22 protein-coding genes are annotated in these 22662 nt (G+C 64.1%); 8 read left to right on the forward strand and 14 right to left on the reverse strand.

Annotated elements, in window-relative coordinates; genetic code table 11:
* Positions 1-11: 11 nt before the first annotated feature.
* The 3 genes from P5W99_RS19055 to acsA are packed head-to-tail and all read right to left on the reverse strand — an operon-like array spanning position 12 to position 3777.
* Positions 12-995, reverse strand: a complete 984-nt coding sequence (locus P5W99_RS19055; protein WP_421026691.1) for an alpha-ketoacid dehydrogenase subunit beta — start codon at positions 993-995, stop codon at positions 12-14.
* The gene (pdhA, locus tag P5W99_RS19060) at positions 992-2014 is read right to left on the reverse strand and encodes a pyruvate dehydrogenase (acetyl-transferring) E1 component subunit alpha (RefSeq protein ID WP_421026692.1); all 1023 of its coding nucleotides are present in this window, start codon (positions 2012-2014) and stop codon (positions 992-994) included. Before pdhA ends, P5W99_RS19055 begins: the two co-directional genes overlap by 4 nt.
* Entirely contained in the window at positions 2011-3777 is a 1767-nt protein-coding gene (gene acsA / locus P5W99_RS19065) for an acetate--CoA ligase (protein WP_421026693.1), read from the reverse strand. Before acsA ends, pdhA begins: the two co-directional genes overlap by 4 nt.
* Positions 3778-4027: 250 nt before the next feature.
* On the opposite strand from acsA, the gene P5W99_RS19070 reads away from it, so the two are divergent.
* Together P5W99_RS19070 and P5W99_RS19075 are read left to right on the forward strand one after the other, a co-directional pair.
* Positions 4028-4273, forward strand: a complete 246-nt coding sequence (locus tag P5W99_RS19070; RefSeq protein ID WP_421026694.1) for a hypothetical protein — start codon at positions 4028-4030, stop codon at positions 4271-4273.
* A gap of 344 nt (positions 4274-4617) precedes the next feature.
* Entirely contained in the window at positions 4618-4917 is a 300-nt protein-coding gene (locus P5W99_RS19075) for a GYD domain-containing protein (RefSeq protein WP_421026695.1), read from the forward strand.
* A 314-nt stretch (positions 4918-5231) separates the two neighbouring features.
* On the opposite strand, the gene P5W99_RS19080 is transcribed toward P5W99_RS19075, so the two are convergent.
* The 4 genes from P5W99_RS19080 to P5W99_RS19095 form a co-directional block, all read right to left on the reverse strand.
* Positions 5232-5816 carry a hypothetical protein gene (locus P5W99_RS19080; RefSeq protein ID WP_434664276.1) on the reverse strand — a complete coding sequence of 195 codons (585 nt, stop codon included), beginning with the start codon at positions 5814-5816 and terminating at the stop codon, positions 5232-5234.
* Positions 5817-5898: 82 nt separating this feature from the next.
* The gene (gene groL / locus P5W99_RS19085) at positions 5899-7494 is read right to left on the reverse strand and encodes a chaperonin GroEL (protein WP_421026697.1); all 1596 of its coding nucleotides are present in this window, start codon (positions 7492-7494) and stop codon (positions 5899-5901) included.
* 37 nt (positions 7495-7531) lie between these two features.
* The gene (locus P5W99_RS19090) at positions 7532-8134 is read right to left on the reverse strand and encodes a hypothetical protein (protein ID WP_421026698.1); all 603 of its coding nucleotides are present in this window, start codon (positions 8132-8134) and stop codon (positions 7532-7534) included.
* Between the two features lie 63 nt (positions 8135-8197).
* Positions 8198-8692 (reverse strand): BCAM0308 family protein, encoded by a 495-nt coding sequence (locus tag P5W99_RS19095; RefSeq protein WP_421026699.1) that lies wholly within the window; start codon positions 8690-8692, stop codon positions 8198-8200.
* Positions 8693-8887: 195 nt separating this feature from the next.
* Here P5W99_RS19095 and P5W99_RS19100 point away from each other — a divergent pair, with 195 nt between their 5' ends.
* The gene (locus P5W99_RS19100) at positions 8888-9130 is read left to right on the forward strand and encodes a hypothetical protein (protein ID WP_421026700.1); all 243 of its coding nucleotides are present in this window, start codon (positions 8888-8890) and stop codon (positions 9128-9130) included.
* A 263-nt stretch (positions 9131-9393) separates the two neighbouring features.
* On the opposite strand, the gene P5W99_RS19105 is transcribed toward P5W99_RS19100, so the two are convergent.
* Positions 9394-10071 (reverse strand): lipocalin family protein, encoded by a 678-nt coding sequence (locus P5W99_RS19105; protein ID WP_434664280.1) that lies wholly within the window; start codon positions 10069-10071, stop codon positions 9394-9396.
* 162 nt (positions 10072-10233) lie between these two features.
* Positions 10234-11199 carry a ribose-phosphate diphosphokinase gene (locus P5W99_RS19110; RefSeq protein WP_434664282.1) on the reverse strand — a complete coding sequence of 322 codons (966 nt, stop codon included), beginning with the start codon at positions 11197-11199 and terminating at the stop codon, positions 10234-10236.
* Between the two features lie 249 nt (positions 11200-11448).
* On the opposite strand from P5W99_RS19110, the gene P5W99_RS19115 reads away from it, so the two are divergent.
* From P5W99_RS19115 to dctA, 5 genes are all read left to right on the forward strand, one after another.
* Positions 11449-12570, forward strand: coding sequence for a hypothetical protein (locus P5W99_RS19115; protein ID WP_434664285.1), 1122 nt, complete (start codon positions 11449-11451; stop codon positions 12568-12570).
* 258 nt (positions 12571-12828) lie between these two features.
* Positions 12829-13176, forward strand: a complete 348-nt coding sequence (locus P5W99_RS19120; protein WP_434664287.1) for a hypothetical protein — start codon at positions 12829-12831, stop codon at positions 13174-13176.
* A gap of 151 nt (positions 13177-13327) precedes the next feature.
* The gene (locus P5W99_RS19125; protein WP_421026705.1) at positions 13328-13777 is read left to right on the forward strand and encodes a CBS domain-containing protein; all 450 of its coding nucleotides are present in this window, start codon (positions 13328-13330) and stop codon (positions 13775-13777) included.
* 280 nt (positions 13778-14057) lie between these two features.
* Positions 14058-15008, forward strand: coding sequence for a LysR family transcriptional regulator (locus P5W99_RS19130; RefSeq protein WP_421026706.1), 951 nt, complete (start codon positions 14058-14060; stop codon positions 15006-15008).
* 9 nt (positions 15009-15017) lie between these two features.
* Positions 15018-16328, forward strand: coding sequence for a C4-dicarboxylate transporter DctA (gene dctA, locus P5W99_RS19135; protein ID WP_421027085.1), 1311 nt, complete (start codon positions 15018-15020; stop codon positions 16326-16328).
* Between the two features lie 40 nt (positions 16329-16368).
* Here the strand turns inward: dctA and P5W99_RS19140 are convergent, their stop codons facing one another.
* The 5 genes from P5W99_RS19140 to tcuA all read right to left on the reverse strand — a co-directional run bounded on the left by P5W99_RS19140 (position 16369) and on the right by tcuA (position 22614).
* Positions 16369-17151, reverse strand: coding sequence for a substrate-binding domain-containing protein (locus tag P5W99_RS19140; protein ID WP_421026707.1), 783 nt, complete (start codon positions 17149-17151; stop codon positions 16369-16371).
* 57 nt (positions 17152-17208) lie between these two features.
* Positions 17209-18507 (reverse strand): MFS transporter, encoded by a 1299-nt coding sequence (locus P5W99_RS19145; protein ID WP_421026708.1) that lies wholly within the window; start codon positions 18505-18507, stop codon positions 17209-17211.
* A 118-nt stretch (positions 18508-18625) separates the two neighbouring features.
* Complete coding sequence (locus tag P5W99_RS19150; protein WP_421026709.1) at positions 18626-19936, reverse strand: MFS transporter; 1311 nt, start codon at positions 19934-19936, stop codon at positions 18626-18628.
* A gap of 67 nt (positions 19937-20003) precedes the next feature.
* Positions 20004-21218, reverse strand: coding sequence for a tricarballylate utilization 4Fe-4S protein TcuB (gene tcuB / locus P5W99_RS19155; RefSeq protein ID WP_421026710.1), 1215 nt, complete (start codon positions 21216-21218; stop codon positions 20004-20006).
* Entirely contained in the window at positions 21205-22614 is a 1410-nt protein-coding gene (gene tcuA / locus P5W99_RS19160; protein WP_421026711.1) for an FAD-dependent tricarballylate dehydrogenase TcuA, read from the reverse strand. Before tcuA ends, tcuB begins: the two co-directional genes overlap by 14 nt.
* Between the last annotated feature and the right edge of the window lie 48 nt (positions 22615-22662).

Raw genomic sequence — 22662 nt, forward strand, 5'->3', positions numbered from 1 at the left:
CTCCGTATTTGTCACGCGGATCCGGACAGCAGCCTGCGGGCGGCGTCGACGATTGTCCCGGCCTGGGGGAGGGCGGCTTCTTCCATGTGGCGCGCGTATGGAATCGGCACGTCTTCGGCGCACACGCGTGCAAGCGGTGCGTCAAGTTCGTAAAACGCCTGCTCGACGATGCGCGTTGCAATCTCCGAAGCCACGCTTGCACTGCGCCAGCATTCGTCGACGATGACGGCGCGCCGACATTTCGTCACCGACGCCACGATGGTTGCATCGTCGAGCGGCCGCAGTACGCGCAGGTCCACGACTTCGGCGCTCACGCCGTCCTGGGCCAGAAGGTCTGCCGCTTCGAGCGCCTTGTGCAGGCAACCCCCATAGGCAAAGATCGCCACGTCGCTGCCTGCACGCCGTACCTTCGCGCAGCGGATGTCGACACCCGTCACGTCGGGTAGTTCGTCCTCCATGTTGTAGAGTCCCGCATGCTCGAAGATCAGCACCGGATCGGGATCGGCAAGCGCCGCCGCGAGCATGTAGCGCGCATCTTCGATAGTGGCAGGCGCGAGCGCCTTGATGCCGGGAATGCCTGCGTACCAGCCCTCGAAGCTGTGCGAGTGCTGCGCCGCGACCTGGCGGCCGGCGCCGGTGGCCATGCGCACGACGAGCGGGACCGAGAACTGCCCGCCCGACATGTGATGATAGAGCGCGGCGGTGTTGACGATCTGGTCGAGCGCCAGCAGGCTGAAATTCACGGTCATGATTTCGACGATGGGACGCATGCCGCCGAGCGCGGCGCCAATGCCAGCGCCTGTGAATGCCAGTTCGGAGAGCGGCGTGTCACGAATACGTTCCGGACCGAATGTCTCGAGCAGTCCGGCCGAAACCGCATAGCTGCCGCCGTAGCGGCCCACGTCTTCGCCCATGAGAAAGACCCGGGCATCCTCGGTTAGCGCAGTACGCAATGCCTCGCGCAATGCTTCGCGGTAGCTGAGCCGGCGCGTCACGATGCGTCTCCCGTCTGCGTATAAAGATACTTGGTCAAATCCTCGACCGGCTCCCAGGCGCCCGCTTCGGCAAACGCGACGGCTCGCGCGACTTCGGCTTCGACCTCGGCGTCGAGAGTCAAGAATTCCGTTTCGCTGAGCTTGCCTTCGTCCTTGAGCCGTTCGGTGAACGTGTGGATCGGTCCGCGCGCTTTCCATTGCTCGACTTCGGCTTTCTCACGGTACAGTTCGGCGTCGTACATCGAGTGTGCGCGGAAGCGGTAGGTCTGCAGTTCGAGGAACAGCGGTTGCCGCTTGCTGCGCACGTACGCTGCCGCCTCCATCATCGCTTCGTGTACGGCCACGACGTCCATGCCGTCCGCGCGCCGGGTTTCGATGCGGTAAGAAGCGGCTTTCGCGCAAAGATCGGTTTGAGACTGGTGGCGCTCGAGCGCGGTGCCCATCGCATAGAGGTTGTTCTCGCAGCAAAAGAGCACCGGGAGTTGCCACAGCGCCGCGAGGTTCATCGATTCGTGAAACGCGCCTTCAGCCACCGCGCCGTCGCCGAAAAAGCATGCAGTGATACGTTGGGCATGCTGCATCGTGTCGGCGAGCGCCAGGCCCACCGCGAGCGGCAAGCCACCTCCAACAATGGCGTTGCCGCCGAAGAGGCGCGTGTCGCGGTCGAACAGGTGCATCGACCCGCCGCGGCCATGTGCGCAGCCTTCGCGCTTGCCGAACATCTCCGCCATCAGCACGCCCATATCCATGCCTCGCAGTAACGCGTGCGCATGTTCGCGGTACGTGGCGACGATATTGTCGTCGGCGTCGAGTGCGTGAATCGCACCGACGCCGGTCGCTTCTTCGCCGATGTAGAGATGCAAAAAGCCGCGAATCTTGCCCGCGCCGTAAAGCTCCGCGCACTTTTCCTCGAGCCGGCGCACGCGCAGCATGTCGCGCAGCAGGGCGAGCGAGCGCGCCTTGTCGTACGGGACCGGTCCGGAGGGCGGCGCAGGAGCGGGGTGGTCGATAGACGTCATGATCCGTACTCCAGCGTCGAGGTATCGCCTTCGGCGAGGCCGAGCTCGCGCGCTTTCAGCAGCCGGCGCATGATCTTGCCGCTACGCGTATGGGGCAGTTGCGAGACGAAGGCCAGTTCCTTCGGCGCGACAGCCGCGCCAAGACGCTTGCGCGCGTGGCCGAGCAGTTCCATTTTTAACGCTTCGTCCGCCTTGTAGCCCTGATTCAGTGCGACGAAGGCCTTGACCGTCTCGCCCACCACTGGGTCGGGCTTGCCGATGACACCTGCTTCCGCCACCGCCGGATGTTCCATCAGCGCGCTTTCAACCTCGAATGGCCCGATCAGGTGGCCGGCCGACTTGATCACGTCGTCGGCGCGGCCGACGAACCAGTAGTACCCGTCCGCGTCGCGCCGCGCGAGGTCGCCGGTCAAGTACCAGTCGCCCGCGAAGCTCTTGAGGTAGCGCGCTTCGTTGTTCAGGTAGCCGCGAAACATCGCCGGCCAACCGCGCTTGAGGGCAAGCTCGCCTTGGGTGTCCGGGGCCTCGACCACCCGCACACCTCCGTCTTCGAGGTGCTCGACGATCGCGGCATCGACGCCCGGCAAGGGTCGGCCCATTGAGCCTGGCTTGATATCGAAGGCTGGCGTGTTCGCGATCATGATGCCGCCTGTTTCGGTCTGCCACCAGTTGTCATGAATTGGCAGGCCCAGCACTTCCTTGCCCCAGCAGACGGCCTCGGGGTTGAGCGGCTCACCAACGCTTGCCACAAAGCGCAATTGCGGAAACGCGTATTTCCTCGCGATCGACGCGCCGGACCGCATTAACATGCGGACCGCGGTAGGGGCGGTGTACCAGACCGAAACGCGCTCGTCCTGCAGAATGCCGTACCAGCGTTCGGCGTCGAACTCCTCGCGGTCGACTACCGATGTGACGCCATGCAGCAATGGAGCGATAACGCCATACGACGTGCCTGTCACCCAGCCAGGGTCCGCAGTGCACCAGTAGACGTCGTCGGCGTGCAGGTCGAGTGCGTAGCGGCCGGTTACCCAGTGCGTGAGCGCGGCGCCATGCACGTGCAGCGCACCCTTCGGTATGCCCGTCGTGCCGCTCGTGAAATGCATCAGCGCGAGGTCATCGGCCGAGGTCGGCTCGCAGGCGCAACTGGCCGGCGCGTGCGCCATCAACGTCGTCAGATCGCGTGTTCCGGGGATAGCCGTTTGGCCGCCGTCTTCTGCGACCAGCAGCACGTGCTTCAGGCTCGGCATCTGGTCGAGACAGCGCGCGAGCTTGCGCTCGAAGAGCAGGTCGGTCGTCACGAGCACTGTGCCTGCACCCAGATTGACGCGTGTCACAATGGGCTCAGGCCCGAAGGCGGAGAAGAGCGGCGAGACGACGGTGCCGTTCTTGAGCGCGCCTAGCAGTGCCACATAGAGCGCAGGGATGCGGCCGCACAGGATGAACACGCGGTCGCCCTTGCCCACGCCAAGCTTGCGCAGGACGTTGCAAAAGCGGTTCGTCAGCGTCGCCAGCTCTGCATAGCTGACGTTCGTGGCGGGCGCGTTGCGGGCGAGAAAGCGCAATGCGGTCTTTGTGCTGTGCGGCCCGGCACAATGGCTATCCACTGCCTGCCAGGCGATATTGATGCCGCCCTCGGGCTCGGCGGTCAGTTCCCGTGCTGCCGCCGCCCACGAGAAGCGGCAGCGCTCTGCCTCGTAGTCGGCGAAATTCGGAGCAACACACAGGTCGGCTGCGGTCTTGCGGATGATCAGATGTGCGTCCATCTCTGCGATTCCCATCCTGATGCGGCTGCTCTCGATTTACATCGAATCGTTTGGGGACGCGTAGTCTCCCTACACGTGTGCGAGACCAGCGATTGCGTGTTTGGCTTTGCCGCCCCGACTGACAACATCATTTTGCGAACCTTCACCCAATGCGCTTGCGGGGAAGCTTGCTCGCGCGACCTCGGAGACGGTTTTGCAGTAATGCATCGCGTGCGAGAGGCAGGAGGGCAGCATCAAAGCGCCGATTGCCATGTATTCGGGCACGCTGCGGGTTAGCGCACAGCGCGCCGAGGTTTCCATGCAAAGCGCCAGCCAGTCGGCGTACGATTGCGTCTGCACGTTCGCAAGGGCCATCCACGTGCTTGCGAGCGCTTGTGGTGTCGGCAAGCCGGAAGGTGTGCGCGAGGGCGAAGTGAAACTGGAACTGGGCATGAACGTCTCCAGCGTGAACGGTTCGCCGTGTAGTGAAAGCTGCGCTTTGAGCGGCGTCGTTTAATCACGCTATCCCTCAATCGTTTGCGGGATTTGAGGCAAGTCAAATACCAATTGCATTGGCTGCGTTGCGTCGCCGAGTAAGCATTGATGTGCATCAATTCGTCACGGCGCCATGCGTATGAGAGTCACGACAGGCGCGCAGTGCCGCGTCGTCGTTATCGTCGTGGGATACGCGGTCATGCGGATGGGAAATGCGAGGCGCAGGCCGTAATCCGCATACGTCTGCATGGAAAACGTTGAGAGTATCGATGAACTGCGGCCATCGCGGGTCAATCGCGTGCCGGCGCACAGGCACGATGACGGCGATGTGCCGACTCGTGGTTCATGTCCTGTTGAGGAACGATCATGCCTGAATTTATCCTGATGACGCGGCTTTCGGCGGACGGGCTCCGCTCTGGAGTGAACGCAGAAGCGCATGAGGAGCGCGCACTCGAGCGGATTGCGAGCGCGTGCCCCGGCGTAGAGTGGAAGCATAGCTATGCAACGCTCGGACAATACGATTTCCTGGACATATTTTCCGCGCCCGACCTGGAAACGGCGATGCGGGTGTCGGCATTGATGCGTACGCTGGGGCGGTCCTACTCCGAGGTGTGGCCAGCGATCCCCCGAAAGGAGTTTCGCGCGATCATCAGGGCAATGGCCTGAAGCGGGTGCACCCGGGGCATGCCCATCCGTTTGCGCGTGAGGCTGGCGACGCGCTGTCACTCACCTCGCGCGCGACGGGGATGGCGAAAAGGCACGCGCCGGGCCACGCGAAGCTCGGATATCGGGCGCGACCAATACTCGATCAGGCTGTTTGCTGTTTATTCCATAACGCGGCGCGGCCGCTCCTGCCCGGCGCTACGCAATTGTCCGAAGAACCGGGTGCGCTCGAGTTTGCGGCCCGGCAGGCAGCAGACTGGCTTGCATCGCACCAGTCTGCTGTGTACCGCTGAGCGGATTGCCGATGTCCCCGCCCCTCACTCGAACTCGGGGAGATATTGCTCGTTTGCACGCCCGGTGCGGTCCTGAGGCGCAATGCCTTCGACCGCCTGCGCAACCCGCCCGGTATCATCTTTGTCCCGCTCGATGTCCCGCACCGGCGCCGTAGTCCCCGCGTCGGACACATCCTCACGTACTGGCGATCGCGTGATTGCGCGGTCATTCTTGCGATGACGCACGCGTGGCCGCTTGGCCAGGGCGGGTTCCAGACCGAACCACGCGACCTCGGAGCGCAGGCGAGCGGCATAGGCATGCCAGCCGCGCAGATTCAATGCGAACAGACGGTCGCGCACCGATGCGGCGAATGCGTCGTGGTTGAGCTTTTCATCGAGCAACGCCTGCGGCCAGCCACAGAACGCCTGCTGCGCGCGTGCAACGAATTCCTCCACGCTCATGGAAGCAGAAACCTGCCCGAGCAGGATTTCATTTTCCAGTATCGGATGCAGCGAGATCAGTTCCCCTACGGTTTCCGCTATCGGGCGCATTTCGAGAATGCGGGCCAGCAATTGCAGCGTGCGCCCAAGGTGAAGCAGCAGGGCGCGTCGTTCGAAGGCATCTTCCATGTCTGTACCTCGTTTTCCATCTGATGAGGGCAGGCTGCTTGCGTCACCTGCGTTGCGTTGGCCGGAACACAGACGTCCGGAGTCATTCAGTGGGTTCGTAACCCGAACCGGTTGGCCGGGCGATCATGCAGTCTGTGGTGAGCAGCAGGGAAGCAATGGATACCGCGTTCTGCAATGCGGTGCGCGTGACCTTCAGCGGATCGACAATGCCCGCTGCCATCATGTCGCCAAACGTGCCGCGCGCGGCGTCATAGCCCCATGTATCCTGCCCGGCGCTCACGGTGTGCACGACCACCTGGGCGTCCGCGCCGGCGTTTTCGGCAATCTGGCCAAGCGGCGCGGCCAGCGCGTCATGGACGATCTTCGCGCCGGCCTGCGCGGTTTCGTCGGCGCCGAAGTCTTCGAGAGCCGATCTCGCCCGCAGCAGCGCAACGCCGCCGCCGGGCACGATGCCTTCCTCGACCGCCGCGCGCGTGGCATGGAGCGCATCCTCGAAGCGGTTCTTGCGCTCGTGCAGCGCGGTTTCCGTGGCCGCCCCGACGCGGATGACGGCCACGCCGCCCGCGAGCCGGGCGAGGCGGCGCGAGAGCGCGTCGCGCTCGTTGCCGGGGCCGAGCTGTTCGATGCGTGCACGCAGCGCACTAATGCGCTCCTCGAGGCCGGGCCGGTCGCCGCGTGCCTCGACGATTGTCGTGGTGTCGCGTGCGATCTCGACACGGCGCGCGGATCCCAGATCGTCGAGCGTGGCGTGCTCGAGGGTGCGACCCGTTTGCGGCGAGATGACGGTGGCGCCCGTCAGCGCGGCAAGGTCATTGAGTGTCTCGCTGCGCCGCACGCCGAACTCGGGCGAGCGTACCGCGCACGACTTCAGCGCCCCGCGCAGATGGTTGACCACGAGCGTGGCCAGTGCCTCGCCCTCGATTTCGTTCGCGACAACGAGCAGCGGCTTGCCCGTCGCGCTGAGCGCTTCGAGCAAAGGCAGCATTTGTGCAATCGAGCTGATGGTCGCGTCGCATAGCAGGATGCGCGGCTCTTCGAGCACGACTTCGCGCGCGTCGTCGCCGACGAAGAGCGGTGAGGCGTAGCCGTGCTCGATCAACGAACCCTCTACCGTCTCCAGTTCGTCTTCGAGCTTCGAGCCGTCCTCGATACTGATCGCGCCGTCCCGGCCCACGCGCTCGACGGCCTGAGCAACGATGCAGCCGATGCTTGCATCGCCACTTGCCGAGATCGTGGCGATATGGCGCACCTCGTCGGTGCCTGCGCATGGGCGCGCCAACTCGCGCAGCTTCGCGACGACATGCTGGCCGGCTGCCTCGATTGCGCGGCGCAGCGCCATCGGGTCGAAGCCGGCAGCAACATACTTGTTGCCCTCGATCATGATGGCCTGGGCGAGCGTGGTCGCCGTGGTCGTGCCGTCGCCCGCGAGTTCGCTGGTACGCGTGGCGACTTCGCGCAGCAGGCGCACGCCCATCTCCTCGAACGAATCGGGCACGGCAACCGAACCGGCCACGACGACGCCCGAGTTCGCGATGAGCGGTGTGTCGCCGCGGCGCTCGACGATGACGTTGCGCCCGCCTGGGCCAAGCGTGACTTTCACGGCCTCGGCGAGCGCGTTGACGCCGTCGAGAAGGCGCTGGCGGGCGGCCTGGTGGAATACGAGCGTCTTGCCTGTCACGATGGACCTCGCTGGTCGGAAGTGCGGGGAACGGGGTTCAGCGCAACGGCTCGCCGTTGCGCAGAATCTGCACGGCGGTTGCCTCGACGTAATCGACCCGCACGCTGTCGCCTGGCTGGAGTTCGTCGAGCAGACCGTCCGACGACGCCTGCAGCACCACCGTGCGCGTTGGGCCGCGCACGGTGAGCAGACGCCTGCCGCGATCGACCTCGACGACGGTGGTCACCGCTTCGACGCGGTACAGGGACAGCGACGAATGCAAGGACGGCCCTGTTGCGAAGCCATTATCGACGCGTTCGCGAATGCCACTCGAAGCGGATTTGGCGGCGCGCAGCAGGAGCGCGCGGCTGAACGTGGCGGAGACGGTGTCGCCGAGTTGCAGGTTGCGGACATCGCCGATGTTGCGGTCGACCATCACGTCGAAAGGTTCGCCATTGTCTGCGAGCAGCGTGATGCTGTTGCCGCCGGTGTCGATAGCGATGACGACTGCTTTCGCACGCTTGACGGTGGCGCCCGAGAACGGTTTCGCAGGCTCGGCATTCGGCGCGGCTTCATCGCCGGGCGTAGCCCGAGCCGACGCCGCGCCGATGGCGAGCGCCACCGCGCCAGCAAGCAAACTGCATCGCCATCCGCGTTTCATGGTGACTTCTCCGCGTTTGCCGAAGCGTGTTCACACATCGCCATGATGTCCGTCTTAAGTCGTCTAGCGCCGCCAGTAGGCTCGGAGCAAGTTTTCATCCTTGCTGTATTTCTGCTCCAGCGTTCCGTGGAACGCCGCCCTGAGCGCCGAAGCCAGGTTGCGGGCGAGGTGAATGCCCGTCGTGGTAACGACGGTTTTGCCGGAATCATCCTCGATGCTGATGATCCGCTCCAGCGCGTGTTCGGCTCGCGCTTGCTCCTCGTGATGGCGCAGAAGATGAATCAGTTCCTCGCGATGCTGCTTCGCAAAGTCGCCTTCGATGTAGAGGTAACCTGCTGGCTCATTGTCGGCAATGCGATGGCAGGCAGGGCAAACGACCTCGACCGCGCCGGGCATGCGCGTCACCCATTGCCAGCGGCCCTCGTGATATACCGCGCCGCATGTCGGACATACAGAAGGCTCGTGCAGCTTGTGTTGCAGCCTGTATGCGTCATGACCCAGATCCGGGAACACGTTTTCGTGACTCCCGGCCTTGAATGGCTGAGCTTTCGATTTCATGTGCGCTGACCTCCGAAGTTTGTGTCTGAAACGACACTACGCCGGCGAGGGCGGCCTCAATTGATGTGCGTCAACGCTGCGGGACTCCGCGAGGAAAGAATGGAGCGGCGGATAGAGGGACGGCTCGGCATTGGCGCAGTCCTTACATCGGTGAATGATCGAGGAAGCGATTCCGGTGGTGTCATGGAGATGAACATGATCAAGAACGTTGGTACTGCTGAAAACATTCGTGTGGAGATTCTTCGCAGAGTCCAGGAAAACGCCGATCTAGGCGAGACCTGCCGGGATTGCGACATCACGGTTCCGCGCAAGGTCGATCCAGCGGAGAACGGCGGCTGCAATTGGGTCATCGACGAGCTTCGAGGCGGTGCGCCGGAGTGCGTGGCGCCGCTGAAAGCCGTGATTGCCGAAATGATGCGCGAATATGAGCTGGCCTGAGATCGCGCACGCGGGACGCTCCTGCGACCTTGCCGCTCCGAAGTAGGGTGCAGTAACGCCAGTGGCGAGGCCGCAGGAGAAAACAAACCCGGCGCAGGGGCACGACCCGCTCCGGTCACGCCTCTTGCCGTTACTCGCCGATGATTTGCGAATTCGGCCGAATGCGGCGTGCTTCCCGCGCTTGACGAACTTCGCACCCATGCCGCCCGGGGCGCTCGTCGCGCAAACGGTTCGCGCCTGCAGAGATGCAGTGAAACGTTGCCTCAGCGGGGCGCCATGAAACCCGGCTGGCCGATCTGTTCGGGGTGCTGCGGAACTCGCCGCAGCCTGTCGGTGCGGATACCCATTGCCGCGAGCCTGCGCACCAGGTCGGCGTACACATCTTCATCCATGTCCGGTGTGCGGGACAAGATCCAGATGGGGCTGCCATTCTCCTCGCAGCGCACGGTGTAGCGGTAATCGGGGTCCACGTAGACCGTGAGGACCACCATGTCGAACGGCCACAAGATCGTCACCCGCCACTTTCCGCCGCCGCTGCCAGGCACCACGCTCGCGACCAGCGTGCCTCCCGTCACCGGCTGATCGAAGCCGTGGCGTCTTCCGAAGTAGTTGTCGTTGATCCTGCCGTCCTTGCGTAGTTCCCAGTCCGCGTAGCTGCCAACGTATTCACGTTCGCCCAGGTACGGCACGGTGGCGATCGTGTACCAACGGCCCATGTAGCGCGTCAGGTCCACCGGCACGGACTGTAATGCGGGCGGTGGCGTTTCCCTCGGGACTGCATCGGCGGTATTGCCCGATGTGCGGGTGGCGCAAGCCGCGAGGAGAAAAATGACTGCAGCCGCGACCGCCTGAAGCGCAGAAACGTGGCGCCTGAGGACAGAATGGATCACGGCGCGCCGTGCTGGCTGACCTATGTCGATCATCATTTCGAGCAGACTCATTTGAGCGCGTGGTTCGGGGCCAAAAAACGATCTTCGATGATATGGATATATGCGAGGCCGAGCGCATCGAACCGCTCGGCGCCATGGCGGCAGGTTCTCATCGAGGCGCGATGAAAAACTGGCGCACGCCGTTGCGCGAGTGAAGCGCGCGACCCAGCGCTGCTACGAGGCGTCCGCATGCATGCGCGCGATCGCCTCCGCAAATAGCGGCGCGCTGTCGAGCACGGTGAGGCGATCGAGCAGCGGTCCGTCCGGCACCCGCCACGGCGCCACGCTGTCGGTCACGACGATGCTCGCCAGGGCGCCGCCGCCGAGTTTCACGCAGGCGTCCCCAAGGAAAAGACCGTGCGTGGCGGCAGCGTGCACCTCGGTGGCGCCGAGTGCGCGGCAGTGCCCCGCGACTTGCGCGAGGGTCGTTCCCGTGCCGATCAGGTCATCGACGATGATTGCGCAGCGCCCCTCCAGGTCGCCGACGATCGGCTTGCCCGTGACGATGCCACCCGCGCGCAGCTTTCCGGCGAATGCCGCTTCAACCGGATGGCCAATCAGCTTCGCGAGCCGACCGCGAAAATCTTCCGAGCGCCGCACGCCGCCGGCGTCGGGCGAAACAACCACGAGCGCCGTATCGCGCAGGTGAGTCGCAAACCACTGCGCGAGCAATTCGTTCGCTTCGAGATGCTCGGTGGGCACACGAAACGCGTTCTGGTAAGCCGCCACGTTGTGGACGTCGAGCGTGGCGAAGCGCGCCGTGCCGACCGCCTCGAACAGTTGGGCCACGTACCGCGTGGTTATCGGGTCGCGTGCCTGTGAGCGCCGGTCCTTGCGCGCATAGCAGAGGTAGGGCGCGACGACACTCACGCGCGCGGCCGAGGCGTCCGCCAGCGCTCCTACGAAGAAGAGCAGTTCGCACAGCTTGTCGTTGACGGAGTGGCCCGGCTCGGCGTACAGCGACTGGATCACATAGACGTCGCGACCTCGCACGCTTTCGAGCGGGCGCATCTTGTGCTCGCCGTCCTCGAAGGGGCGCCATTCGTGTTCGCCCAGCGCGATGCCGAGCGCAGAGGCCACGCGCTGCGCGAACGCATGGGAAGTCGGCGGGGAAAAGAGCATCGGCGCGGTGTTCATCATGAGGGCTCCTGGTGCGCAGGCGTCACGTCTGGCCCCGGGCCGCTTGCCTGCGCCGAACTTTCATCGTGGGTGAATCAGTGGTGCCGCGCTTGATGCAAGTCAACCGGGACGACACGGCACACGCTGTAGACGCCCACTGATCTGAATCAAGCCGCCAGGACGCGGTGCGCCCGACAGTGATCGTCAGCCCGCCGTCGGCGAGCCGTGGCCGGAGGAACGCGGCGACTATCCGGCGGGAGGAGCCTGCTCATGCCTGTTGCTCATACCGCAGCGAAAACGCCCGTGCGCAGGCGCTTTCGCTGCCGGCGAATATCGCACCCGCGCCGCATGTCGCGGCTTACGGCCTGCGAGAGGGTCGAGCGTCTGCGCTCGCCAGGTATCTGGCCGGACAAGACGCGCAGCGTGCGCGTAATCGAGACGCACCTTTCATGGGTTTTTCTCACCTCGCGCTTCGCCTGGAAAATGAAGAAACCCGTTCGGCATGCCGGTTCGGATCTGCGCGCACTCGGCGCGCGAGAGCGCGATTGCCGCAGAGAGTTCGCGCTCAATCGCCGGCTCGCGCCCAGGGTGTATCTGGCGGTGGTGCCGCTCACGCTCGACCGGGCGGGCGCGCTCGCGGTGAATGGCGGCGGCCGCGTGGTCGACTGGCTCGTGCAGATGCGCCGTCTGCCGGCGTCGCGCATGCTCGATTGCGCGCTGGCCGCGCATACGCTGGGCCCGGAAGATTGGCACGCTGTAGCGGCCACGCTTGCCGCGTTCTATGACGCGCGGCCCCGGCTGGCAATCGACGCCGCGCAGTATCGGCGCAACCTCGGCGACCTGATCGATGCCAACGAGCGCGATCTGTGCGACCCGGCGCTGCAGCAGGATGCCCGCGCGATCGCGGCGCTTTGCGACAGCCAGCGCGACGCGCTGGCGCAATTGCAGCCGTGCCTCGAACGGCGCGTGCGCGACGGACGCATCGTGGAAGGCCACGGCGATTTGCGGCCCGAACATGTGTGCCTCGTAAAACCCATACAAATCATCGATTGTCTGACGCAATCAAAGGTCCTCCGCACGGTCGATTGCGTGGACGAAATCGCCTTTCTGGCGCTGGAATGCGAGCGGGTCGGTGCAGGACAGGCAGGCCGCATTCTCTTGCGCGAGTGGCGTCGGGCAAGCGGCGATCGCCCGGAGGCAGCTCTCGTGCATTTCTATCAAAGCCTTCGTGCTGCTGTGCGCGCGCGGCTTGCGGCGCTGCATCTGCGCGAGAAGGCCTATCGCGGCTCGCCGCGCTGGATCGAGCGCACGCACTGCTATCTGCTGCTGGCCCGGTTGCACCTGAAACGCTGCAGGCGGTCGCTGACCGCGCGAGCCGGAACGCTCGTCTAAATGCAACCGGGCGCGGATGCTCGGGCGCTTGATCGATGTCAATTCGACAGGTTGCAGACGGATGAGGATTTGATCTGTTCCATCTCGTTTTGTGGACCTCCTGGGAGACTTCAGATGGACAGAGCTGACCGCCCACATCGGCGCCGCTGGCCAAGGCGGTGCATTCAAGTCGCGTGCATATGTCTGATTCTTGCAGTCGGCACGACCTGGCTCGGCGCGATTTACGACTTCCCGGTGGATGCCGGCGTTGTGTCGGGCATGAACGCACCCGAATGCGCACCTGTACGCGCACTGCCCGCTGGCTCGCGTCTCGACGTGGCGCTGCCCGACAGCGACCACTGCTTCGCTTTTTTCATGTACCGCACCTCGTATCCGAATGCGGCTGACGATGTGGCGTCGTATCAGACCTGGGTCCTGCAACAGCGCGTGGGCGAGTTCTGGCAACTGTTCGGATACGTCCTCGCGCTGTGGTTCGTCTTGCTATGCATCGTTGCGATTGGCGCCTTGGCGATAAAAGGGCTCGTTCGGCGCCTGCGCCATACGTCGTCGGCCAGTGCCGAAGCCTCTTCACACGAGCGGGGCGGCCACACGCACGGCTGTCCGTGAGCACGCGTCACCTTCACACGCCATCGCAGCGCGCAGGGTCCGCTGGATCTATTGACGTGTATCAAGCCGGGCGAGGCCGCCAAACCTAACCTCATTCAACGAAGGGGCCGATGCAACGCGTCAAGCCCGCCCCACGAACAGGAGGACAATCATGCATATCGGAAGAATCAGCACCCAGCCCGTCGAAACCTGCACCAGCGATTGCAGCGCACTAACTTTGGCCGAGCGCATGCGCCACGCGCACGTGGGCGACATCGTGGTGGTTGAATATCGCAATGGCGAGGCGGTGCCGGTTGGGCTGGTGACAGACCGCGACCTCGTGGTCGCAGTGATGGCCAGCGGCGAGGATGCCGACCGGTTCACTGCAGGCCAGATCATGTCGCGCGGCCTGATTGTGGTGTCGGAGACAGACGAGATCAGCGTGGCGCTCGACGAAATGCGCCGTTCGGGTGTGCGCCGCCTGCCGGTCGTCGACGATTCGGGACGCCTGACCGGCATCGTCGCACTCGACGATGTCGTGGAATACCTCGCCTCATTGCTCAGTGGCATCGCCGAAGTCGGCAAACTGCAAAGAGTCGAAGAGCAACGTTTTCGCTCGTAACCGGTCACGGTGCCCTAACACGTTTTTCGACGATGCGCACCGGCTGCGGCAATTATTCGAAAGCAAAACAGGGGCGTTGCCGCTGCCGACTCATAGATTCCGCTTGCTTCGCCGCCGTAAGCAAGCACGCCGGTCAGCACGAGACCGCCAGCCATGGAGTTGTAGACACGAAGCCTGGAGCGCCTGAGGCCGGCTGCGCCCGCAAACGCGCACGATCCCCAATGGGCGCTGCGAGCGGCATCGTGCAAAATATCCGTATCCAGAACGCGGAGAATGGCCGGTGGGCGTCAATTTCGACTTGAATGACTTGCAGGCGTTTAGAGCCGTGGTTGAGCTCGGAAGCTTCCGCAAGGCCGCCGAGGCGGTGAGCATCTCGCAGCCGGCCCTGAGCCGCCGGATCGACAAGCTCGAGGAAGCGCTCGGCGTGCGCCTGTTCGAGCGCACCACGCGCAGCGTCACCCTCACCACGGTCGGCCGTGTGTTCGCGCGGAGCGCCGAACAGCTGCTCGATGATCTGGATGTCGCGTTGCTCGGCATCCGCGATGTTTCTTCGAGCCGACTGGGGCACGTCACCGTCGCCTGCGTGCCTTCGGTGGCCTACTACTTCCTGCCGGGCGCTATCGCGAGCTATCATCGCCGCTTTCCGCGCATCCGGGTCAAATTGCTGGACGTGAGCGCCAACGAGGTGCTGTCCGCCGTCATCAGTGGAGAGGCTGATTTCGGGGTGAGCTTTGTGGGCAGCCAGGAGTCCGAGATCGAGTTCAAAGTGCTGCTGCAGGAGCGCTTCGTGGCCGCCTGCCGTCGCGATCACCCGCTCGCCAGCAAGAAGCGCGTGACCTGGAACGAGCTTTACGAGCATGAGTATGTCTCGGTGGACAAGACTTCCGGCAACCGGCTATTGCTCGATCAGGCGCTCTCGGCCGTGGCGCCGCGCTTGCCGAGTGTCTGCGAGACGCGCCATGTCACCACCATGCTGGGTTTGGTCGAAGCGGGCCTCGGCGTCGCGGCGGTGCCGTCGATGGCCATGCCCGGGCACAACCACCCCATCCTCACGAGCGTGCCGCTCGTCGAACCCGTGGTAAAGCGGCGCGTTGGAATCGTAAGACGCAGAGGACGCCCGCTTACGCCGGCCGCGCAGGAGTTTCACAGAACGATTGTCGAAATGAAGCGCGGCGGCGTCGCAAGCGCCGACACCTCCGACAAAGGCGTCGCTGAGAAAGTCGACAGGTAGGGGCGCCGCATTGTGATACCGAGACCGCTTCATTCGCTGTATGTGCAGGTCCTGCTGGGCATGGTGCTGGGCATGGCAACCGGTCATTTCTGGCCGCAAGCAGGCACGCTGCTCAAGCCCTTGAGCGACGGCTTCGTTGGCCTCGTGAAGATGATGATTGCGCCGATCGTCTTTTGCACCATCGTCTCAGGGATCACTTCGCTTGCCAGTGGGAAGGCGATCGGGCGCACGATCCTGCGGGCGTTGGCGCTCTTTTATTTACTGACTGCCGTGGCGCTTGCGCTGGGACTTGGCACCGCCTTCGTGCTGCGGCCGGGCGAGGGCATGCACATCGACGCGCGCCATCTGGATGCCACCGTCCTCGCGCAATATGCGACGCACGCGCATCCACACGGCCTGGTCGCTTTCGCGCTGAGCATCATCCCCGAGACCTTGGCCGGCGCGTTCGACAAGGGCGACGTGCTGCCGGTGCTGCTGATCTCGCTGCTCTTCGGCTTCGCGCTCAACGCGTATCCAGGCGCGGGCAGGCCGGTGCTCGCGCTCATCGACGGTGTTGCCCAGATCCTCTTTCGCATCCTCGCGATGATCATGCGTCTTGCGCCGCTCGGCGCATTCGGCGCGATGGCGTTCACGGTGGGTCGCTTCGGCCTGCGCTCGGTTGGCTCGCTCGGCATGTTGATGGTGTCCCTGTACGCGGCATGCCTGTTGTTCGTTGCGCTGGTGCTGGCCGCGCTTGCGCGGCTGCACGGCTTCGCGCTTTGGCGGCTCTTGCGCTACTTGCGCGAAGAGTTGCTCATCGTTCTGGCGACTTCGTCGACGGAGCCGGTGCTGCCGCGCCTGATCGCGAAGCTGGAGGCGCTCGGCTGCGACAAGGGCGTAGTGGGGCTCGTGCTGCCTGCGGGCTATTCGTTCAATCTCGACGGCACCGCGATCTATCTGACGCTCGCCTCGATGTTCATTGCTCAGGCGTGCGACGTGCCGCTCTCCGCGTCGCAGGTCGCGACAATGCTCGCGGTCATGCTGCTCACCTCGAAGGGCGCGGCTGGGGTGTCAGGTAGCGGATTGGTGGCGCTGGTCGCCACGCTGACGGTGATTCCCGATCTGCCCGTCGCTGGCGTGGCGCTATTGGTTGGCATCGACCGCTTCATGTCCGAGGCGCGCGCCTTGACGAGCGTGATCAGCAACGCTTGCGCAGTGATCCTGGTGTCGATGTGGGAAAACGCTTGCGATCGTACGCTCCTCGCCCGGATGCTCGGGCGAGAAGAGCCGGGCGGCGCGAACAATGTGGAGGACCGGCTGGAAAACACGCCCGGAAAATGAGGGCATCTTTAACTGGCGCGGACCTCTCACAGGGCTTGCGTCAATGAGCCGGGACGGAATCGAGCCCGGTCGATTTCACTTCTGCCTGTACGTCTGGGGAAGCGAGATAGTCGAGCAGGGCTTTAGCTTCCTTCGGATGCTGGGCGTTGACGGGAATGCCGGCGGCGAAGCGGGTGACGGACTGCAGAGAATCGGGGATTTTCCCGACGAAGCTCGCCCCCTTGACGGGCAACAACTCGCTCACCTGCTGGAAGCCGATCTCGTAGTCGCCGTTCGCAACCACCGAGGCCACCGGAATGCGCGGGACCATCTTCGCCTTCGACTTGACCTGATCCTCGATGCCCAGTTTCTTGAACAACTCCCGCTCGATATAGACACCGCTCGCGCTGTCCGAGTAGGCGATCGACTTCGCCTGCAGCAGCGTCTGCCGCAGGCCGTCGGCCGAGCTGATATCGGGTTTCGTCGCGCCTTCACGCACCACCATGCCGATGCGCGAATCGGCCAGTTCGACCCGCGAGCCGGGGATGACCTTGCCTTCCTTGATCAGTTCGTCGAGAGCATAACCCACCATGATGACGGCGTCCGCAGGTTCGCCGCGCGCGAGCCGGTTGGGGATCGCTTCAGGCGATTTGCCCATCGACGGGCCCAGCGCGGTGTCGAGCGTATTGCCCGTGTCGGATGCGAACTTCGGGCCGAGGAGCTTGTACGCCGCGGTAAAGCCGCCAGAGCTCATGACGTGCAGTTCAGCGGCCTGCACGTGTGCACCAGCAGCCGAGACTGCGACGAGCGCGGTGGCGCACAGTTTCAGAAGCAGATTCTTCATGATTGATTGGAGTCGTTCAGATAACAGGTGGTCGGTGTCTGTGCAACGAGATGCGCGTCAATGCGCCGGAGTCAACGTTGCGGCGCGCCGGCGATAGAGCGCGAACGTCGCGAAAAGCGCGCAGGCTGCGGCGAAGCTCATCCAGTAGCCGGGTGCGGCCTTATCGTGGGTCATGTGGATGAGCGCCGTCGAAATCGCTGGCGTGAAGCCACCGAAAGCCGCCGTTGCGAGGCTATAGGCGAGCGAGAAACCCGCAACGCGTACTTGCGCCGGCATCACTTCGGTGAGCGCCACGATCATCGCGCCGTTATAGATGCCGTACATGAACGAAAGCCAAAGCAGGACGAGCAGCATATTCAGGAAGCTCGGCGCATGAGCGAGCATCGACAGCGCGGGGTAAGCGGTTGCAATGGTGAGCACCGTCATGGCGACGAGGAGCGGCCTGCGGCCGATCTTGTCGGAGAGTGCGCCGCCGATGGGGAGCCACACGAAGTTCGATATGGCGACGCACAGTGTCACGAGCAAACTATCGGCGGTGCTCAGGTGCAGGACCGTCTTGCCGAAAGTCGGCGCGTAGACCGTGATGAGATAGAAGCTCGCGGTGGTCATCGCCACCAGCATCATGCCGGCGACCACGACCGCCCAGTTCTGGACCAGCGTGCGGAACACTTCGTTCATCGTAGGGCGATGCTGGCGTGCCTTGAACTCCTGCGTTTCCTCCAGGTTGCGGCGCAGCATGAAAATGAACGGCACGATCATGCAGCCGACCAGGAAGGGGACTCGCCATCCCCAGGCCGCGATAGCAGTTGCGTTCAGCGACTGGTTGAGCGCGAAGCCCAGTGCCGCCGCCACGACGATGGCGACCTGCTGGCTGGCGGACTGCCAGCTCGTGAAGAAGCCCTTGCGGCCCGGTGTGGCCATCTCGGCGAGATAGACCGACACGCCACCCAATTCAGCACCTGCTGAAAATCCCTGCAGCAACCGGCCAACGAGCACCAGCGCGGGCGCCAGCAGGCCGATGGTCGCGTAGCCCGGCACGAACGCGATCAGGATCGTGCCGCTCGCCATGATGGCAAGCGTGACGATCAGGCCCTTGCGACGGCCGACATCGTCGATGTACGCGCCGAGCACGATCGCGCCCAGCGGGCGCATCAGAAAACCGGCGCCGAAGACCGCGAACGTCATCATCAGCGAGGCAAATTCGCTCGTCGCGGGAAAGAATACGCTGGCGATTTGCGTCGCGTAGAAGCCGAACAGAAAGAAGTCGAACTGCTCGAGGAAATTCCCGGCCGTCACGCGGAATACCGCAGCGGCCTTTGAGCGGCCCGACGAAAGGGTAGAGGGCGAAGGATGCATCAACGTGTCTCCTGAAATCGCGGAATAGGCGTGGTCCGCGCTTGTATTCAGGGAATATTGACCCAGGACGCCCTAAACGAAAATTGCAATTTTTCGAAGTATTGATGTTAAAAGCTGATCAATTCCGGAGTGCAAGGGCGGCGCCGCCCCGGCGATACAGCGCGAGGGTGGCGACGAGCCCGCATGCGGCGGCGAAACCCAGCCAGTAGCCCGGTGCGGCCTTGTCGCCGGTGATATCGATGAGATACGTCGAGATGGCGGGTGTGAAGCCTCCGAAAACCGCGGTGGCGAGACTGAACGCAAGCGAGAAACCGGCCACGCGGACCTCGGCGGGCATGACTTCCGTGAGCGCTGCGACCGCCGCGCCGTTGTACATGCCGAAGAAAAACGAGAGCCATAGCAGCACGGCGAGCATGCGGCCGAAGCTCGGCGCCGATGCAAGCCAGGAGAGCGCCGGATACGACGTGCAGATGGCCAGCACCGTGATGGCGATGAGAATCGGCCTGCGGCCGATGCGATCCGAGAGCGCCCCGCCGACCGGCAGCCAGAAGAAGTTCGACAGGCCCACGCACAGCGTGACGATCAGGCTATCCCCGGTGGTGAGTTTCAGAACGGCTTTGCCGAAGGTCGGCGTATAGACCGTGATGAGGTAGAAGGTGGTGGTCGTCATGGCGACGAGCAGCATGCCGGCGAGCACCGTCCGCCAGTTTTGCAGCATAGTGGCGAAGACTTCGCGGGCGCGCGGATGGTGCGTGCGCGCCTTGAATGCGTCGGTTTCCTGCAACGTGCGCCGCAGCACGAAGATAATCGGCACGATCGCGCAGCCGACGAAGAACGGAATGCGCCATCCCCATGCGCCGATTTCGCTGGCCGCCATCAGATGATTGAGCAGATAGCCGAGCGCCGCCGCGGCCACGATGGCGACTTGCTGGCTCGCGGATTGCCAGCTCGTATAGAAGCCCTTGTGCCCCGGCGTCGCCATTTCCGCCAGATAGACCGAGACGCCGCCCAGCTCGGCGCCCGCGGAAAAGCCTTGCAGCAGGCGTCCGAGCAGCACGAGAGCGGGCGCCAGCAAGCCGATCGTCGCGTATCCGGGCACGCACGCTATCAGGATCGTGCCGCATGCCATGATCGAAAGCGTGACGATCAACCCTTTGCGTCGGCCTGCTTCATCGATGTACGCACCCAGCACGATCGCACCCAGCGGACGCATCAGAAAGCCCGCTCCGAACACGCTGAAAGTGAGCATCAGCGAGGCGAACTCGCTCTTCGATGGGAAAAAGATGCGCGAGATGGTGGTCGCATAGAAGCCGAAAAGAAAGAAGTCGAACTGCTCCAGAAAATTGCCGCTGGTCACGCGCAGGACCGCGCCGAATTTCGACGTTCGAACCTGCGCGTTATCCCCGGCGTTGAGCGTTGAGGGATGCATGAGTTGTCTCCATGGTTGTGTTATGCGAGTGCGCTTGCCCACCGAAAGTATTTCGGTGGGGGCGCCATCAATCCGAACCGAGCTGCAGGCGGCTGGCTTGCCGCTTTTCGATCGATGACTTGAGAAGCGCTGCGCTGCGATAGATCCCGTGGGCGAACTTTCCGTAGGGCAGCGTGGCGAAGAGCGCCATCACGACGCCGAGGTGAAGGGCCAGCAGCCAGGCCATCGCGGCGCTATCGCGCCACGCGAGGAGCGCGAGGCCCGAGGCGCTGGTGAGCAGCAGCAGCGCGATGAAGCCGCGGTCCATCGGACGCTGCTTTGGGTCGCCGCGGTCCGGGTCGCGACGCAGGTTGAGCCAGAGCAGGCCCGCCGGTCCGGCGAGCAAGCCGATTCCGCCAGTCGTGCCGAGCAGCACGGGCAGGCTGAGCAGCGGGTAGGGCGCGTGGAGGTCGAGCGCGTAGTGATAGAAGGTGGCCACCACCGTTGCCGCGAAGCACAGCATGAAGCCATAGAAAGTCAAATGATGAAAACGCCGCCGCGCGAGCGTGAACGCATCATTCGATTCGTTGCAGCCTTCGCCATGGCCCCCGTCGAGATACGTCAGGGTGAGCGCATGCTTCGCGGCCTCGGCGACGGCCGGCGCGCTGGCCGGTCCCGCCGACACGTCACGCCAGAATCGCGACACGCCGACGCCGAGCGCGAGGATCGCGAAGCAGAAGAGCGCGCCGAACATCGCCGCGAGCAGGTTATGCGGGAAGATCGCGTAGAAGTTGCCGCCCAATGCGCCCGCGAACAGCGAGCCCTTGAACCCGATGCCAAGCGCCAGAAAGAGGGCGAGCCCGATCGCGAGTGCAAGCGCGACGGTCAAGCCATTGCGCTTGTAGAGCGCACCCATCGATGCGGGCCACGCATACTCCGCATAGGTTTCGACGCGGACCTTGGCCATTGCCTTCGGCACGTTCACGGCGAACTCATGGGGCGGCGCGTACTGGCAAGCGTGATAGCACGCGCCGCAGTTGTGGCACAGGTTGGCGAGATAGTTGACGTCCGCCTTGGCGAATTCGAGGCGCCGTGTCATCGCGGGAAAGACCGCGCAGAATCCTTCGCAGTAACGGCATGCATTGCAGATCTGCATCTGCCGTGCGACTTCCGCTTCATTTTGGGTGAGGGGGAGCACGCGGATGACCGGCGTCGCGGGCTCGCTCATGGTGGTGCGCGGGACGGCGACGGAAGGCGAGGCGAGTTCTCGCGCCTCGCGGGCAAGTGCTTCAAGCTTTTGCACGTTCAACTCCAGTGTGATGAGCAGCGGCCATCGCGGCGCGGGTGCCGGCAATGCGTCCGAACGCGGTGCCGATCGACATGCCGACGCCGGCCGTATAACCCTTGCCGAGCACGTTGCCGGCCATCATTTCCCCTGCTACGAAAAGGTTTTCGCTCGGGCGTCCGCCGAAATGGACCTGGGCGTGTTCATTGACCTTGAGCCCCAGATAGGTGAACGTGATGCCCGGGCGCAATGCATAGCCGAAGAAGGGAGGGGTATCGATGGGCCGCGCCCAGTGTGTTTTCGCTGGCACGAGACCTTCGGTGCGGCAGTCGTCGAGTGCCGTGTGATCGAAGGTGCCGGCGCGGCACGCGGCGTTGTAGGCGCGAATCGTCTCGACGAACGCGGCTTCGGGAAGACTCAGTTGACGCGCGAGATCGTTTGGCGAATCGGCTTTCGCGCCGGGAAAGACCGGAGGCATGAAGCGCCCGATGGCCTTCGCGTCGATGATCGAGTAGCCGATCTGGCCCGGCTGCTGCGCGACGAGCCGCCCCCAGATCGCATAGCGCTTTGGCCAGAAGTCTTCGCCTTCGTCGTAAAAACGCTGTGCGTCGCGGTTGACGACGACGCCGAGCGACACGCAGTCGATGCGCGTGCAGATGCCGCCATCATAGAGCGGCGCGCGGGCGTCGATGGCCACGCAGTGCGACTGCGACGGATCGCCAATCGCATCCGCTCCCGAGTCGATCATGTGCTTGAGCAGGACGCCCTGATTGAAGCGCGTGCCGCGAATGAGAAAGTTCTCGGCGGGCCATTCGCCGCGCTCGTTTTGTCCCCACGCTTCTCGCAGCCATTCGCGATTCGATTCGAACCCGCCGGCCGCGAGCACGCAGGCGCGCGCCTCGAAACGTTGCCCGCCGCTGCGCGCCGCGACGAAGCGGCCCGCCTCCAGCTCGATTGCGTCGACAGGCGTGTCGTAGCGGATCTGCACCCCGAGCGCTTCGGCGCTGCGGTAGTAGGCATTCACGAGTGCCTTGCCGCCGCCCATGAAGAACGCATTGGTCCGCGCGACGTGCAGGGCGCCGGAAAGCGGCGGCTGAAAGCGCACGCCGTGCTTGCGCATCCACGGACGGCACGTCGATGAGGCCCGGATCACGAGCCGCGCGAGCGCCTCGTTCGTGATGCCGCCGGTCACCTTGAGCAAGTCTTGCCAGTATTCCTCTTCCGGATACGCATCGACCAGCACGTCCTGCGGCGCGTCGTGCATGCAGCGCAGGTTGCGAGTGTGCTGGGAATTTCCGCCGCGCCATTCGCGCGGCGCCGATTCGAGAAGCAGGACAGAGGCGCCGGCTTCTCGCGCCATCAAAGCCGCACACAGCGCGGCATTGCCGCCGCCGATTACAAGAACGTCCACCATCTGAGTTGTCTCCTTTGAGACAACTATAAGAAGCGCCGGTGGGCGCCG

This window comes from Paraburkholderia sp. A3BS-1L (assembly GCF_051125215.1).
Taxonomy (GTDB): Bacteria; Pseudomonadota; Gammaproteobacteria; order Burkholderiales; family Burkholderiaceae; genus Paraburkholderia.